A 14,951-nucleotide genomic window follows, 5' to 3' on the forward strand; every position below is an offset into this window, starting at 1 on the left:
GGGGGCGTGGCGGCGAGGCGCGGGTCCAGGGGCGGAGCCGGCGGCGCGGCCGGGGGCTGCATGGTGGGGGCGGGCGGGGCGACGGGGGTCTGGGCGGGGGCGGCCGGTGCCGGTGCCGGTTCCTCCACCGAGACGCCGAAGTCCGTGGCGATGCCCGCCAGGCCGTTCGCGTAACCCTGGCCGACCGCGCGCGCCTTCCAGGCGCCGTTGCGGAGGTAGACCTCCACGATGACCAGCGCCGTCTCCGTGCCGAGCTGGGGCGGGGTGAAGGTGGCCAGTACGGAGTTGTCGTCCGCGTTGCGAATGGTCGCCGTGGGTTCGATGCCCTGGAAGGTCTGGCCCGCCGCGTCCGGGCTGGCCGTGACGACGATCTTTTCGATGCCCTGGGGGACGGAGGCCGTGTCGACCATGATCGCTTCCGCAGTCGTGCCGCCGCCCGAGCGGTAGGTCACGCCGGGGCCGGTCGGCTGGTTGTAGAAGATGAAGTCGTCGTCGGAGCGCACCTTGCCATCGGCGGTGAGCAGCAGGCCCGATACGTCGAGCCGCACCGGGGCGGTGACGTCCACCGTCACGCGGGCGACGGGGAGAGGGATGTTCGAGCCGGGGGTCATAGCTGTCATGCCTGGGGTAACGAGCGGGCTCGCTTTACCGTTCCCTTACCTGGCAGCCAATCGGGTCAGCGGCTGTTGCGGGGGTGGTTGCGGGCCGTGCGTTCGTTTCCGTGCTTGTAGTTTCCCGTCCAGCGGGCCATGACCAGTTGGGGGTCGTCCGATTCCACTTCTGTGAGGAACTGGTCGGCGCGGGGGCCGCGCAGCGTGGTCGCTGCGCGGCCGTTGTGGGTGATCTTTACGGTGCCGTTGGTGTTCGCTTCGTAGTGGAAGCCGTGGGGCTTGGGCATGGCTTGGATGCTATGGGGCGGCGGGGCGCCGGCCCAGTGGTTTTCGCCCCCGCCGCCCCTACCCGTCCCATCCCTGGGAGCTGCGCCCCCAGACCCCCTTATCGGCCTTGCGGCCTCGTCCTCAAACGCCGGACGGGCTGATTAGGGCCCGCCCGGGCTCGTAGGGGCGGCGGGGGCGGGAAACCTCTACGGCACCACCACGATCTTCCTCCCCACCCCCGACGCGAACTGCTCCAAAGCCTGCGGGTAGCGCTCCAGTGGGATGCGGTCGCTGATGAAGATGTCCGGGTCCAGGACACCCGTCGCGAAGAGCTCCGCCGCCCGCTCGAAGCTGTGGAGGACGGCCATGGAGCCGGTGATGGTGATCTCCTGGTTGTAGATGCGGTACGGGTCGATGGTGACCCGGGTCGCGTAGTCCGCCACGCCGAACTGGAGGAACGTACCGGCCTTGGCCACCCGGTCCAGACCGTCCTGGATCGCGGCAGCGTTCCCCGTGGCGTCGACCACCAGGTCCCAGCCCTGGGGCCGGTCCAGTTCGTCGGGGCTCGCGGCGGAGGACGAGACGCCCAGCCGGCGCGCCGTCTCGAGGCGTGCCGCGTTCACGTCCACCACGTCCACGCTCGCCGCCCCCGTCCGCTTGGCGAGCTCCAGCATCATCAGGCCCATCGTGCCGGAGCCGTAGATCAGGACGTGGGCGCCCAGGCGGGACTGGAGCACGTCGTAGCCCCGTACCGCACAGGACAAGGGCTCCACCAGGGCCGCGTCCTGAGTGCGTACGTGCTCCGGGAGCTTCACGCAGTTCGCCACCGGCGCGACCGCGAACTGCGCCGCGCCGCCTGCTGTCGTCACTCCGATCGCCGCCCAGCGTTCGCAGAGGTTGTTGTGGCCGGTGCGGCAGTAGCGGCATTCGTAGCAGTAGAGGGAGGGGTCCACCGCCACCCGGTCGCCGACCGCCAGTTCCGTGACCTGGGTGCCGACGCCCACCACCGCGCCGGCGAACTCATGGCCCGGCACGATCGGCAGCTTGGGCGCGAACTCGCCCTGGAGGATGTGGAGATCGGTGCCGCACAGGCCGCACGCGGCGACCTCGACGACGACCTCGCGGGGCCCTGGCGTCGGGTCCGGGACCTCGGCGACGACGGCCTTGCCCACGGACTCGATGACGGCGGCCTTCATTTCACGGCTCCCAGTGACAGGCCCTGGACCAGTTTGTCCTGGGCGGCGAACCCCGCGGCGAGCACCGGCAGGGAGATGACGAGCGACGCGGCGCACACCTTCGCCAGGAACAGGCCCTGGCTGGTGATGAAGCCGGTGAGGAACACGGGGGCTGTTTCGGCTACGACGCCCGTCAGCACCCGTGCGAAGAGCAGTTCGTTCCAGCTGAAGATGAAGCAGATCAGGGCTGTCGCGGCGATTCCGGGGAGGGCTATGGGGGCCACCACACGGGCCAGCACCGTCGGCAGTTTCGCGCCGTCTATCTGTGCCGCCTCGATGACCGCGACCGGCACCTCGGCGAGGAACGACTGCATCATCCACACCGCGATCGGCAGGTTCATGGAGGTGTAGAGGATGACCAGAAGCCAGATGTTGTCCAGCATTCCGGTGTTCTTCGCGAAGAGGTAGATGGGGAGCAGGCCCGCCACGACCGGGAGCATCTTGGTGGAGAGGAAGAAGAACAGGACGTCCGTCCACTTCTTCACCGGGCGGATCGACAGGGCGTACGCCGCAGGGAGGGCCAGCAGGAGGACGAGCAGCGTGGACACGAGCGATGCCACCGTCGAGTTGATGAGCGCGGGCCAGGGGCTCGCGCCGCCGCCCGCGCCGAAGAACTCGCGGTAGCCGTCGAGGGTGAGCGCGGCCCCGAAGGACGGCGGGTTGGTCGCGGCGTCCGACTCCGAGTGGAAGGACGTCAGCGCCATCCAGGCGATGGGGAGGAAGAAGACGACGCCTGCGAGCCAGGCGGCCAGGCCGAGGCCCGCTCCCCGGGCACGGCGGGGACGGACGCGTATTGCGGTGGCACTCATGCGCGGGACGCCTCCTCGCGGAACAGGGACGAGACCACGCGCAGGGCGAAGGTCGCGATGATGATCGAGCCGATGACGACCAGGACGCCCGCGGCCGAGGCGAGGCCGTTCTCATGGGCCTGGTAGAAGCTCTGGTAGACGGTGTAGGGGAGGTTGGCGGAGCCCAGGCCGCCGGACGTGATGGTGAAGACCGCGTCGAAGTTCTGGACGATGTAGATCGAGCCGAGCAGGGCGCCGAGTTCGAGGTAGCGGCGCAGGTGCGGGAGCGTGAGGTGGCGGAAGATCTGCCAGTCGCTCGCGCCGTCCACCCGAGCCGCCTCGATCTGCTGGTGGTCGCGGCTCTGGAGCCCCGCCAGCAGGATCAGCATCATGAAGGGCGTCCACTGCCAGACGAGGGAGGCCTCCACCGCCAGCAGTGGTGTGTTGGATATCCAGTCCGGTTGCGGGCCGCCCACGTAGTGCAGCAGACCGTTGAGGAGGCCGTACTCCGGGTTGTAGAGCACGTGCTTCCAGAGGAGTGCCGCGGCCACCGGGACCACCAGGAAGGGCGCGATCAGGAGCGTACGGACCAGGCCGCGGCCCCGGAACTTGCGGTCCAGGAGCAGGGCGAGACGCAGACCGAGGACCAGGCTGGCCAGCACCACGGCGACCGTCAGCAGGATCGTGGTCCACACCGACTTGCGCAGGGCCGCGTCGGTCAGGACCTCGGAGTAGTTGGCGAAGCCCGTGAAGTGGCGGGCGTCGGGGTAGAGGGAGTTCCAGTCGAAGAAGGAGATCACCAGCGTGGCCACGAACGGCAGTTGGGTCACGGCGATCATGAAGATCAGGGCGGGCAGGAGCGGTGCTCGGGTGGCCCAGGCGCGCAACCGGCCCGAGGGGCGTTTCTCGGTGTGCGCGGGCGGGGGTGCGGTGAGCGGAGCTGTGGTCGTGGCGGTCATCGTCCCTCGTACTCCTCGGAGATCTGCTCGGCGAGCTGCTGGGACTTCTTCAGGGCCGACTCGACGGACTGGCGTCCGGCGATGGCCGCGCTGATCTCCTGCGAGACCTTGGTGCCGAGATCGGTGAACTCGGGAATGCCGACGAACTGGATGCCGGGCGCGGGCCGCGGCTGCACGCCAGGGGCCTTGGGCCGGGCGCCCTCGATGGCGTCGCGCGTCATCTCCTGGAAGGCGGCGGCCTCCTTGACGTAGTCGGCGTTGGTGTACGTCGAGGCGCGCTTGCCGGCCGGTACGTCGGACCAGCCGACTTTCTCGCCGACGAGCTGCTCGTACTCCTTGCCGGACGCCCAGGAGACGAACTTCCAGGCCTTGTCGGGGTTGCGGGAGGCGTCCTGGATGCCCCAGGCCCAGGTGTAGAGCCAGCCGGAGCTCTTGGTCTTCTCGACCGGCGCCGGGGCGTAGCCGATCTTGCCCTTGACCGGGGAGTCGGCCGACTCCAGGGAGCCCGCCGCGGACGTGGCGTCGTACCACATGGCGACCTTGCCCTGGGTGGTGTTGTTGAGGCACTCGGCGAAGCCCGACTGGGCGGCCCCGGACTCGCCGTGCTTGCGCACCAGATCCACGTAGAACTTCGTCGCCTTCTCGAACTCGGGGGAGTTCAGGCGGGCCTTCCAGTCCTTGTCGAACCAGGTGCCGCCGAAGGTGTTCACGACCGTGGTCAGTGGTGCCATCACCTCGCCCCAGCCGGGCAGGCCGCGCAGACAGATGCCCCGCATGCCGCGCTTCGCGCCGTCCACCTCGGCGGCGAGCTTCGCCACCTGCTCCCACGTGGGGTGGGCGGGCATGGTCAGGCCCTTCTCGGCGAAAACGTCCTTGCGGTACATGAGGAAGGACGACTCGCCGTAGAACGGCTGCCCGTAGAGCTTGCCGTCGTCTGCGGTGAGGGACTGCCGCATCGGCTTGAGGATGTCCTGCTCGTCGTAGGCGCTGTCCTTGGCGACGTACGAGTCCATCTCGTGCAGCCAGCCGTTCCTGGCGTAGATCGGGATCTCGTAGTTGCTGAGGGTGGCGACGTCGTACTGGCCGGCCTGGTTGGCGAAGTCCTGGCTGATCTTGTCGCGGACGTCGTTCTCCGGCAGGACGGTGAAGTTCACCTTGATGCCGGTCTCCTTGGTGAAGTGGGCGGCCGTGAGCTTCTGCAGCTCCACCATCTGTGGGTTGTTGACCATGAGGACGTTGATGGCGTCGCCGCCGGAACCGGCCCCACCCGCTCCGGCCCAGCAGCCGGAAAGCAGGGGGGCGAGCAGCGTCCCTGCGGCGGCCGCGGCAAGCAGTGCGCGCGGCCTCCGTCGGCTCGGGGTTCGCATGAATCGCTCCTGAACATATGGGGAGATAAAGGGCGTTGAAGGGCGCGACCGCACGCCTGGAGTGTGTGAGTCGGTTGTCCGGACGGGATGGGGGGACCGGTTCGGACCGGCCTGTCAGACCCGGATGACCTGCGGGCCCTGCAGGGAGTAGCGGTGGGCTTCGGACGTGGGGAGGAATGTGCTGGTGACGATCGCCTCGAGGGCGCTGATCTCCGCGAACCGGCAGAAGCTGACCGCCCCGAACTTGGTGTGCACGCCCGCGAACACCGTGCGGCGGGAGGCCCGGATCGCCTGCGACTTGACCTCGCTGACGGCCGGGTCGGGGGTGGTGAGGCCGTGTTCGCGGGAGATGCCGTTGGCGCCGATGAACGCCAGGTCCAGGACGAAGCCGGCGAGCATCTTCGTGGTCCAGTGATCGACGGTCGCGAGCGTGCCGTGCCGGACCCGGCCGCCGAGCAGCAGGACCGACATGTTCTCGGCCTCGGCGAGCGCGCCCGCGGCCGGCAGGGACGCGGTGACCACGGTCAGTGGCCGGTCCCGGGGCAGTGCCTCGGCGATGAGCTGGGGGGTGAAGCCCTCGTCGACGAAGACCGTCTCCGCGTCCCCGAGCAGTTCGGCCGCGGCGGCGGCGATCCGCCGCTTCTCGGGTACGTGGCTGGTGGCACGGAAGGCGAGCGTCGTCTCGAAACCGGCGCTCTCCACCGGGTAGGCGCCGCCGTGGGTGCGGCGGACGAGGCCGTGGTCCTCAAGGGCACGCAGATCGCGGCGGACGGTCTCCTTGGCGACGCCCAGCTCGGCGGCGAGGTCGTTGACGTCGACGGCGCCCGTGCGGCGGGCGGTCTTGACGATCTCCCGCTGCCTGTCCTCCGCGCTCATCGCCGACACCTGCCCTCTGTGCTGTGCTTTCTCGCTTGCCTTCCGGGGCGCGCCCCTGCGGCTCGCTGCTGCCCGTTCGGGCCCTGTGGACCCATGGGGGAATTTCTACAGCGGGTGCGCGGCACTGACCAGGTCTGTTGCGGATTCGATGCCGCCCGTATGTGCCCGTTTCGTCGGCCGACCGTCCGTGCCGGACCTGCGACGGAGTGGAAATCGGGCAACGCGGGTGCCCGAACGCGGGGGTGGGCGGGCCCGTTCGGTGCCCGCCCGCCCCCCAGTGGTCTCTGGTGCGGTGTTCTCAGCCACGCTGAGCAGGTTGGGGGCCTGGCACAGATATGTCGTTTGGATGGCCTGAGTGCAGGTTGAGGGCGACCGTGAAGGAGATGCCGCAGCCGATCAGGAGGTACATGGCGACCAAGGCCCAGCCGCCGCCTGCCCACAGAACGAGAGCGCTGGCGATGAGGGGGGTGAAGCCGCCGCCGACGACGCTGGCGAGTTGGTAGCCGACGCCGGCGCCGCTGTAGCGGAACTCTGGACCGAACATGTCGCTGAACAGGGACTGCTGGACCGCCACGGCCATGTCGTGGGCGCCGTTGACCAGCAGGATCGCCGTCACGGCGATCAGGATCATCGAGCCGGACTGCAGGGCCACGAAGAAGGGAAGGGCACCGAGGACACCGATGCCCGCGCCCCAGAGGTAGACGGAGCGGCGGGTGTAGCGGTCCGCGAGGTAGGCGTAGACCGGGATCGTGACGATGGCCAGCGCGCCGACCATGAGGTTGATGTCCAGCAGGGCGTCGCGGTTCAGGCCGTACTGCTCGGCGGCATGGCTGAGCCCGAAGGCGGTCACGCAGTAGAAGGTGAGAAGTTCGACGAAGCGCAGGCCGATGATGGTGAGGAAGCCGGAGGGGTGCGCCTTGATGGCGGCGAGCAGTGGCAGCCGTCGGCGCTGCGGGTGGGGACGGGCGGCGGTGTGTTCGACGAAGGCGGGGGATTCCGCGACCGTGGCCCGCACGATCGTGCCGATGATGACGATGGCGGCGCTGGCGAGGAAGGGAACGCGCCATCCCCAGTCGCGGAATTCCTCTTCGGGCAGGCGGTCGTAGAGGAACTTGACGGCGGCGGTGGCCAGCAGCAGTCCGACCGAGGCGCCGATCTGGACTCCGCTGCTGTAGAGGGAGCGCCACTTACGCGGGGCGTTCTCCACGGCCATCAGGGCGGCGCCGCCCCATTCGCCGCCGACGGCGAAGCCCTGGGCGGCACGCAGGATGACGAGGAGGACCGGCGCCCAGATGCCGACTTCGGCATAGGTGGGGAGCACGCCTATCAGGGTGGAGGCCACGCCCATGATCAGCATGGTGACGATCAGCATCTTCTTGCGCCCCAACCGGTCGCCGAAGTGGCCGAAGACGATGCCGCCCAAAGGTCGGAAGAGGAAGCCGACACCGAACGTGGACCAGGCCGCCAGGGTGGCGACGGCGGGACTGACGTCGGGAAAGAACAGCTCGCTGAAGAGCAGGCCGGCGACGATTCCATAGAGGAAGAAGTCGTACCAGTCGGCGACCGCCCCGATGAAACTGGCGACGGCCGCCCCAATACCTGGTCCGGATCTGGATGCGCGTCTCACGGCAACTTCCATGGCTCAAGGGGGAACTGACGGAAAGGGGATGGCCGCCCGGGGTGTGAGGAGGGCATGCACAGGGCGCGGCGAGGGGAGGGGTGGGGCCGCTGCTGTCGGGCTCGGATCCATCGGCTGCGATGAGGCGCAGTACGCGAAGTGGACCTTTTGTGGTCCGACAGGTGGTCTTGTTGATCCGGAGCGTGAAATTACGCTGTCCTCAAGGTCCCCGCAAGAGGTCGAGAGTAAATGAACCGGGCGTGACTTCTTCGCCCGTCCACGGGCGTTCTCGCGTCAGCCTGAGGAGCCGGGTGACCTGGGCGTCGTTCCTGTTGTCGTCGCTGATGAGGGAGAGCCCGGTGCTCTTCCCCGAATGGGCTGCCCTCGGGACGATGAGCATCCCCTTGACACGCGGACGTGATCGGCTGCGCAGCGGGTATGGGGAGGCGAGGGCCGGCTCAGTCCCTCGCGCTGTGGCGACCGTAGCTCAGCGGATGACCGAAGCCCTGATCAGAGATGAGCCGGGCCGCTTCCGTGAGATCGGTGGCGAAACGCTCGATGGCCGCGTAGGGGAATCGGTGGTCGGGGCCGCTGACCGAGAGGGAGGCGACGACGGTGTCCGAGGGGCTGGTGAGGGGGACGGCGACGGCGGTGAGTCCTTCGTCCCATTCACTGTTGCTCACCGCGTAGCCCCGGCGCGCCGCCTCCTGCGCAGATGTGCGCAATTGCGCGGCATGTTCCTCGCCGTGGGGTGAGGCCTGGGCGATGCGGCGCAGCTGTGCGTCGGAGGCGTCGTGCAGAAGGATCTTCGAGGACGCGCCGGCCCACAGTGGCTGTTCGTCGCCGACGTCGACCACGTGGCGCAGGGGGTGCGGGCTCTCCTCGTGCGCGACGCAGACACGGTGGAGATCGCGGGCGACGAAGATGTTGACCGTCTCCCCCAGCCGGTCGGCGAGGTCCCTCATGACCTTGCGGGTCTCACGGGGGATCTCCCACTGGCTGCGTGCGAGGTAGGCCCAGCGCCACAGACCGGGTCCGGCGATGTAGCCGCCCTCGTCCGACCACAGCAGGCCGCTCTCCTCCAGCGTCTGCACCAGGCGCAGCACGGTCGTCTTCGGCAACCCGGTGGCGTCGGTGATCTCCCGCAGTGTGATCAGCGGCCGTTCCTCGCTGAGCAGACCGAGGATGTCCAGGGCACGCCGTACGCTCCTGACGCTCGTGCCGTGCGGTTCGCGTTCCGCGCCGGCCTGTGCCGCCCCGCTGTCCACGCTGACACCCTCCCGTACTGATCACTCCGCGGAGTTCTGCCTGCCTGCCGCTGGTCTCACGTGACGTGGGCCGTTCCGCGGACCACTGGGACCTCATCGACAGAAATTCTGCCGTAACTCTTGTCGACTCGGAACACCGGCCGTATCTTTCCGCTACTCGGTCCATTTGATCCGTTGAGTGGATCGTTCAGTTGAGGGTCACCGCCCGTACCGCCGCGGCGTGACCCCCCACCGTCGACGGCGGCTCCACACCCCGGAGCGCTGTCGCCCAGGTGCTCGGTCCCACCACAGTCATTCGTGTCCCGGCCGTGAACCCCGCCCGTGCGCGGTTCCGGCCGGTGAATCGCAGCATCCAATGGAGTGTGTGAGTTGAACAGCATGCAGAGCCCGGCAGCAGCCGGCGGCGCCAGAAGTCCCGGCGTGGCGAGAAGGGCGGCGATCGCGAGCTTCATGGGAGCCGTGGTCGACTGGTACGACTTCTTTCTCTACGGGATCATTGCCGGGCTTCTCTTCAACGAGATCTTCTTCCCCAACGTCAGCCCGGCCGTGGGTACGCTGGCCGCCTGGGCCACCTTCGGTGTCGGCTTCCTGTTCCGGCCGCTCGGCGGCATTGTCTTCGGGCACTTCGGCGACCGGCTGGGCCGCAAGAAGATGCTGGTCCTCACCATGCTGATCATGGGTCTGGCCAGCACGCTGATCGGTGTGCTGCCCACCCATGCTCAGGCCGGCATCTGGGCACCGCTGCTACTGGTGGTGCTGCGCGCCGCTCAGGGCTTCGCGGTCGGCGGCGAGTGGGGCGGCGCGGCGCTCATGGCGGTGGAGAACGCGCCGCCCAAGTGGCGCTCCCTCTACAGCAGTGGCGTACAGGTCGGCGCGTCGGTTGGTCTGCTGCTCGCCACCCTGATCACCAAGTTCATGTCGGGAACCGTCTCCGACGAGGCGTTCCGCTCGTGGGGTTGGCGCATTCCGTTCCTGGTCAGCGCGGTCATCGTGATCATCGGCCTGGTCGTCCGGGCAAAGGTCGAAGAGTCCGAGGTCTTCACCGAAAGGGTCGCCACGCTGGAGGGCGACGAGAAGCCGCGCATGCCGCTGATCGCTGCGGTCAAGTCCAACCCCAAGGGCTTCTTCGCCATCATCGGCCTGCGTCTGGTGGAGCTGTTCACCTTCTACGGCGTCACCAACTTCGGCCTCAGCTATGGCACCACCGAATTCGGGTTGGACCGCGACAGCCTGCTCAACGTCAACCTCGCCGTCGGCGCACTGGCCATTCTCACCATCCCCGCCTTCGCCTACCTCGCCGACCGCTACAGTCGGCGCTCGGTCTATCTGTGGGGCTCCGTGCTGGGTGTGGCCGGCTCCATCCCCTTCTTCTGGGCCTTGGAATCCGGCTCGATGGTCCTGATCATCGTCTGTGCGGTCCTCCTGGTGAACGGTGCCCACGACATGGCCGTCGCCGTCCAGCAGTCACTGTTCACCGAGATGTTCGGCCCCGAGTACCGCTACAGCGGCGCCGGTGTGGGCTACCAGCTCGCCAGTGTGGTCGGCGGTGGTTTCACCCCCTTCGTCCTGAGCTCGCTGGTGCTGTGGGCGCACGGCGGCTGGTACCTCGTCGCCGGTTACTTCGTGCTCGGCTGCGCGATCTCCTTTGTTGTGGCCCTGCGCATGCGCGGCGACCGGGCCGACGTCTCGTCCACCGTCGGACAGCCATCGCCGCGAGCCGATGCGACCCTCTGATCCAGAGCCCTCTGATCCGCAGCCCCCTGATCTGCAGCCGCCTGATTCAGAGCCGCTGCCCCCGCTCGCTGTTCCGGGAGCGTGATTCACGAACTCGCCATCCGGCCGATCTTTCATCTTCTGACCGTGCAGCGGACCGCCCCAGGCCGTCGTGCGCGCCCTTTGGACGCGCACGACGGCTTTCCTGTGGCCGAACTGCCATGGCTCGAAAGGCTCGAAAGGCCTCCGTCCTCTTGTTAGGGGACACCCTTCGGTCATATTCTGACCGTACAGCGGATCAAGCGATCCGCGTAGTGGACCATGGAGGTGTTGGGTGAAATCAGCTGTGCTGATAACCCCGGGCCGGATCGACACGGTAGAGGACTGGCCGGAGCCTGCCTGCGGCCCTCATGACGTCATCGTGGAGATGGACGGTGTCGGCCTGTGCGGCACCGACATCGCCGTGTTCCAGGGCAAGCGCCTCTCACCCGCCACTCCATGGGTCCCGGGCCACGAGGGCTTCGGCCGCATCGCCGCCGTGGGCAGCTCGGTACGGGGTCGGTCGGTCGGCCAGACCGTGGTCATCGAGCCCAACTACCCCTGCCTCAAGTGCACTGACTGCCTCACCGGACTGACCTCGGCCTGTCCCCACCGGGTCATCGTCGGTCTGAACGCACCCGGCGTCCTCGCCGAACGTGTCGCTGTTCCCGCGCACTTCGCCCACTCCGTGCCCGACGGCCTGAGCGGCGCCGATCTCGCGAGCGCCGAGCCGTACACCGTCGCCCGGTCCGCAGTACGGCGCAGCGGCGTGACGGCCGCGGACCGCTGCCTGATTATCGGGGCCGGAGCACAGGGACTGCTGGTCTGCCTCACCCTGACCCGCCTCGGCGTCCGGCCTGTCGTCACCGAACCTCACCCGCTCCGGCTCGCGCAGGCCCAACAGCTGGGCGCGGTGGCTGACGACGGCAGCACGGGGTTCACGTATGTCTTCGAGACCTCGGGCCATGTACCGGCCCTGCGCCCGGCGGTGGACCGCGCGGCACCGGGCGCCACCGTGGTGCTGATCGGCCTCAGTCCGGCGCAGCTGCCACTCACCCTTGACGACGTGGTCCGGCGGCAGTTGGTGCTGCGAGGATCGATGATCTACGACCACCCCGGTGACTTCACCGAGGCGCTCGCCGAACTGGGCCAGGCACGGCCAGGAGCCGTAGTCCAGTCGCGGTACTCACTGGAAGAGGCCCAGCAGGCCTTCGCCGGCGCCGCCGAACGGGCGGGAAAGACCTGGATCAGTATCGGGAGCCGGGACCGGCAGGCGGACACGACCCGACATGCGTAAATCCATCGCCACGGTCTGCCTCGGCGGCTCTCTGCCCGAGAAGCTCTCCGCCGCCGCACAGGCCGGCTTCCACGGTGTGGAGATCTTCGAGGACGATTTGCTGGCCGGCCAACTCCGCCCCGAGGAGATCCGTGACCGTGCGGCCGACCTCGGACTCGCCATCGACCTCTACCAGCCCTTCCGTGACTTCGAGGCCGTACCGGACGAGCAGCTTGCGCGCAATCTGCGGCGCGCGGAGCGGAAGTTCGATCTGATGCGGCGACTCGGCACCGATCTGCTGCTGGTGTGCTCGAGCGTCTCCCCGGACGCCGTGGACGACGACGCGCTGGCCGCGGAACAACTGCGGGAGCTCGCCGAGCGGGCCTCGGAGTGCGGCATCCGCATCGCGTACGAGGCGCTTGCGTGGGGGCGGCACGTCAACACGTACGACCACGCCTGGCGCATCGTCGAGCAGGCCGACCATCCGGCGCTCGGCACCTGCCTGGACAGTTTCCACATCCTCTCCCGCGGCTCCGACCCGCGTGGCATCGAGGAGATCCCTGGTGAGAAAATCCTCTTCCTGCAGCTGGCCGACGCCCCTGTGATGGCCATGGACGTGCTGCAGTGGAGCCGCCATCACCGCTGCTTCCCCGGTCAGGGCGGCTTCGACCTGTCCACCCTGGTATGCCATGTGCTCAACGCCGGCTACGAGGGGCCCTTGTCGCTCGAGGTCTTCAACGACGTGTTCCGCCAGGCGGACGCGGTCGGTACGGCGGTTGCCGGGCTGGGTTCCCTGATCGCTCTCGAGGAGGTCGCTCATGCGACAGCGGCATCAGCCTCGACGACCTGAGCCGCGACCCCCGGCACTCGAAGTGTCGGCAGCGGTCAGTACGGCCAGATCGGCGGCTTGGTCACGAAGTGGCCGCCCAGGCAGGCGTGGTCCGGGTTCTCCGGGTCCAGCTCGCCCTGCTCGGCGATGAGCTCGGCGGCGTACTGCTCCGAGTCGTCGCGGGGTTCGTAACCGAGCGACCGGGCGGTGGAGAGGTCCCACCACAGGCGGGTGTTGGCGGACGAGCCGTAGACGACGGTGTGCCCGACATCCTCGGCGGTCAGGGCCGCGTGGAAGAGGCGGGCGCCGTCGTCGGGGCTCATCCAGACCGACAGCATGCGCACGCTGGTGGGTTTCGCGAAGCAGGAGCCGATCCGGACGGAGACGGTCTCCATGCCGTGCTTGTCCCAGTAGAACTGCGCCAGGTCCTCGCCGAACGACTTCGACAGTCCGTAGAAGGTGTCGGGGCGGCGCGGGGTGTCGATCGGGATCAGGGGGTCGTCGCCCCGCGGGCGCGGTGTGAAGCCGACGGCGTGGTTGGAGGAGGCGAAGACGATGCGCCGGATGCCCTCCTCGTGCGCGGCTTCGTACAGGTTGTAGGTGCCTTCGATGTTCGCCTTGAGGATCTTGTCGAAGGAGGATTCCAGGGAGATGCCCGCGAGATGGATGATCGCGTCCACACCCCGTACGGCCCTGCGCAGGGCTTCCCTGTCGCCGAGGTCCGCGGTGATCGCGTCCGGCTCGCCCTCGATCGGGCGCAGGTCGAGGAGGCGCAGTTCGTAGCCGTAGGCGGGCAGGAGTCCCCGCATCAGGGTGCCGAGGCCGCCGGCGGCGCCGGTGAGCAGAACGGTGCGGGGAGCGGGCATCCTCGGGTCTCCTTGAATCGGCAGCCGTGTTCGTGTACGGCATTCACATCCATGGATATTCACATCCGTGGACACGCTAAGGATCGCCGACGGACTGCGTCAAGTGTCGCGCGAGGGGTCGCTCGAAGGTGGGAAATCCTTTGTTTTCTTGCCTCTGTATTGCGAGTCCGTCCGCTTGACCGGCCCTGAGGGGGCGCCTTAGCGTGGTTGCGTTCAGAAATATGGACGTGGATCAGGGACGTGCACGGTTGGCGTGTACGTGCATGCCTAGGGAGAGCCCGTGACGTCAGCCCCCCTTGCCGCCCGCCTCAGCATCCCGAGCGGGCCGCTGTTCTTCCCCGTCACCGCGTACGGCCCGGACGGAGCCGTCGACCTCGACGCGTACCGCGAGCACGTCCGGCGGGGTGTCGAGGCAGGGGCCGCCGCCGTCTTCGCGTGCTGCGGGACCGGGGAGTTCCACGCGCTCACGCCCGAGGAGTTCCAGGCGTGCGTACGCGCGGCCGTCGAGGTGACGGCGGGGCGCGTACCGGTGGTCGCGGGCGCCGGGTACGGGACCGCGCTCGCCGTGCGGTACGCGAAACTCGCCGAGGAGGCCGGGGCGGACGGGCTGCTCGCCATGCCGCCGTATCTCGTCGTCGCCGGGCAGGAAGGGCTGCTGCGCCACTACACGGAGCTGGCCGGTGCCACCTCGCTCGACCTCATCGTCTACCAGCGCGACAACGCCGTGTTCACCCCTGAGACCGTCGTCTCACTCGCCCGTACCGAGGGGATCATCGGGTTCAAGGACGGGCTCGGGGACCTCGACCTGATGCAGCGCATCGTGAGCGCGGTGCGCTCCGAAGTCCCGGGGGACTTCCTCTACTTCAACGGGCTGCCCACCGCCGAACTCACCGGGCTCGCCTATCGCGGCATCGGCATCACGCTGTACTCGTCCGCCGTCTTCTGCTTCGCGCCGGAGCTCGCGCTCGCCTTCCACAAGGCGCTGAACTCCGGTGACGACGCCACCGTGAACCGGCTGCTCGACGGCTTCTGGCGGCCGTTCGTCGAACTGCGCGCCCAGGGCCGCGGATACGCTGTCTCACTCGTCAAGGCGGGGGTACGGCTGCGGGGGCTCGACGTGGGTGAGGTGCGGCCGCCGCTGCACGAGCCGAGCGACGACCACGTCAAGCAGCTCGCCCGGCTGATCGAGCGGGGCGAGGCACTTCTCCAGGAGGACATGTGAGCCGGGCGGCAGACTCT

At 68.6% G+C, this 14,951-nt stretch carries 13 protein-coding genes and 1 pseudogene; 4 read left to right on the top strand and 10 right to left on the bottom strand.

Annotated features, from left to right (window positions below; genetic code table 11):
• The 9 genes from FE633_RS29970 to FE633_RS30010 all read right to left on the bottom strand — a co-directional run.
• The coding region (locus tag FE633_RS29970; protein ID WP_171060179.1) for a TerD family protein at positions 1 to 611 on the bottom strand (611 nt) is incomplete at its 3' end.
• Between the two features lie 65 nt (positions 612 to 676).
• Positions 677 to 898 (bottom strand): hypothetical protein, encoded by a 222-nt coding sequence (locus tag FE633_RS29975; RefSeq protein WP_138048309.1) that lies wholly within the window; start codon positions 896 to 898, stop codon positions 677 to 679.
• A 186-nt stretch (positions 899 to 1,084) separates the two neighbouring features.
• Entirely contained in the window at positions 1,085 to 2,074 is a 990-nt protein-coding gene (locus tag FE633_RS29980) for a zinc-dependent alcohol dehydrogenase family protein (RefSeq protein WP_138048310.1), read from the bottom strand.
• Complete coding sequence (locus tag FE633_RS29985; protein ID WP_138048311.1) at positions 2,071 to 2,922, bottom strand: carbohydrate ABC transporter permease; 852 nt, start codon at positions 2,920 to 2,922, stop codon at positions 2,071 to 2,073. The genes FE633_RS29980 and FE633_RS29985 overlap by 4 nt, the downstream gene beginning before the upstream one ends.
• Positions 2,919 to 3,860 carry a carbohydrate ABC transporter permease gene (locus tag FE633_RS29990; RefSeq protein ID WP_138048312.1) on the bottom strand — a complete coding sequence of 314 codons (942 nt, stop codon included), beginning with the start codon at positions 3,858 to 3,860 and terminating at the stop codon, positions 2,919 to 2,921. Before FE633_RS29990 ends, FE633_RS29985 begins: the two co-directional genes overlap by 4 nt.
• Positions 3,857 to 5,227: an ABC transporter substrate-binding protein gene (locus FE633_RS29995; RefSeq protein ID WP_138048313.1), complete on the bottom strand. Its 1,371-nt coding sequence runs from the start codon at positions 5,225 to 5,227 to the stop codon at positions 3,857 to 3,859. Before FE633_RS29995 ends, FE633_RS29990 begins: the two co-directional genes overlap by 4 nt.
• A 114-nt stretch (positions 5,228 to 5,341) precedes the next feature.
• Complete coding sequence (locus FE633_RS30000) at positions 5,342 to 6,103, bottom strand: DeoR/GlpR family DNA-binding transcription regulator (RefSeq protein ID WP_171060174.1); 762 nt, start codon at positions 6,101 to 6,103, stop codon at positions 5,342 to 5,344.
• Between the two features lie 298 nt (positions 6,104 to 6,401).
• Positions 6,402 to 7,730 carry a shikimate transporter gene (gene shiA, locus FE633_RS30005; protein WP_246113900.1) on the bottom strand — a complete coding sequence of 443 codons (1,329 nt, stop codon included), beginning with the start codon at positions 7,728 to 7,730 and terminating at the stop codon, positions 6,402 to 6,404.
• Between the two features lie 449 nt (positions 7,731 to 8,179).
• Positions 8,180 to 8,989 (bottom strand): IclR family transcriptional regulator, encoded by an 810-nt coding sequence (locus FE633_RS30010; RefSeq protein WP_138048316.1) that lies wholly within the window; start codon positions 8,987 to 8,989, stop codon positions 8,180 to 8,182.
• A gap of 378 nt (positions 8,990 to 9,367) precedes the next feature.
• Between FE633_RS30010 and shiA (FE633_RS30015) the strand changes: the two genes are divergently transcribed.
• From shiA (FE633_RS30015) to FE633_RS30030, 3 genes and pseudogenes are all read left to right on the top strand, one after another.
• Complete coding sequence (gene shiA / locus FE633_RS30015; RefSeq protein WP_138048380.1) at positions 9,368 to 10,723, top strand: shikimate transporter; 1,356 nt, start codon at positions 9,368 to 9,370, stop codon at positions 10,721 to 10,723.
• A 313-nt stretch (positions 10,724 to 11,036) separates the two neighbouring features.
• A complete protein-coding gene (locus tag FE633_RS30025; RefSeq protein ID WP_138048317.1) occupies positions 11,037 to 12,038 on the top strand; it encodes a zinc-dependent alcohol dehydrogenase in 1,002 nt (333 codons plus the stop codon).
• Positions 12,031 to 12,828: pseudogene (locus tag FE633_RS30030) on the top strand (sugar phosphate isomerase/epimerase family protein); the annotation flags it as partial. The gene FE633_RS30025 and the pseudogene FE633_RS30030, both read left to right, overlap by 8 nt.
• 74 nt (positions 12,829 to 12,902) lie before the next feature.
• Here the strand turns inward: FE633_RS30030 and FE633_RS30035 are convergent.
• Positions 12,903 to 13,712: an NAD-dependent epimerase/dehydratase family protein gene (locus FE633_RS30035; protein ID WP_138048319.1), complete on the bottom strand. Its 810-nt coding sequence runs from the start codon at positions 13,710 to 13,712 to the stop codon at positions 12,903 to 12,905.
• A gap of 280 nt (positions 13,713 to 13,992) precedes the next feature.
• Between FE633_RS30035 and FE633_RS30040 the strand changes: the two genes are divergently transcribed.
• On the top strand, positions 13,993 to 14,934 hold the full coding sequence (locus tag FE633_RS30040) for a 5-dehydro-4-deoxyglucarate dehydratase (protein ID WP_138048320.1): 942 nt from the start codon (positions 13,993 to 13,995) through the stop codon (positions 14,932 to 14,934).
• Positions 14,935 to 14,951 lie beyond the last annotated feature (17 nt).

Origin of the sequence: Streptomyces montanus (genome assembly GCF_005786655.1) — a bacterium.
In the GTDB taxonomy this organism is placed as follows: domain Bacteria; phylum Actinomycetota; class Actinomycetes; order Streptomycetales; family Streptomycetaceae; genus Streptomyces; species Streptomyces sporangiiformans.

Coding starts and splice junctions, on each gene's coding strand:
- FE633_RS29975 (WP_138048309.1), bottom strand. CDS start 898: ATGCCCAAGCCCCACGGCTTCCACTACGAAGCGAACACCAACGGCACC.
- FE633_RS29980 (WP_138048310.1), bottom strand. CDS start 2,074: ATGAAGGCCGCCGTCATCGAGTCCGTGGGCAAGGCCGTCGTCGCCGAG.
- FE633_RS29985 (WP_138048311.1), bottom strand. CDS start 2,922: ATGAGTGCCACCGCAATACGCGTCCGTCCCCGCCGTGCCCGGGGAGCG.
- FE633_RS29990 (WP_138048312.1), bottom strand. CDS start 3,860: ATGACCGCCACGACCACAGCTCCGCTCACCGCACCCCCGCCCGCGCAC.
- FE633_RS29995 (WP_138048313.1), bottom strand. CDS start 5,227: ATGCGAACCCCGAGCCGACGGAGGCCGCGCGCACTGCTTGCCGCGGCC.
- FE633_RS30000 (WP_171060174.1), bottom strand. CDS start 6,103: ATGAGCGCGGAGGACAGGCAGCGGGAGATCGTCAAGACCGCCCGCCGC.
- shiA (WP_138048380.1), top strand. CDS start 9,368: ATGCAGAGCCCGGCAGCAGCCGGCGGCGCCAGAAGTCCCGGCGTGGCG.
- FE633_RS30035 (WP_138048319.1), bottom strand. CDS start 13,712: ATGCCCGCTCCCCGCACCGTTCTGCTCACCGGCGCCGCCGGCGGCCTC.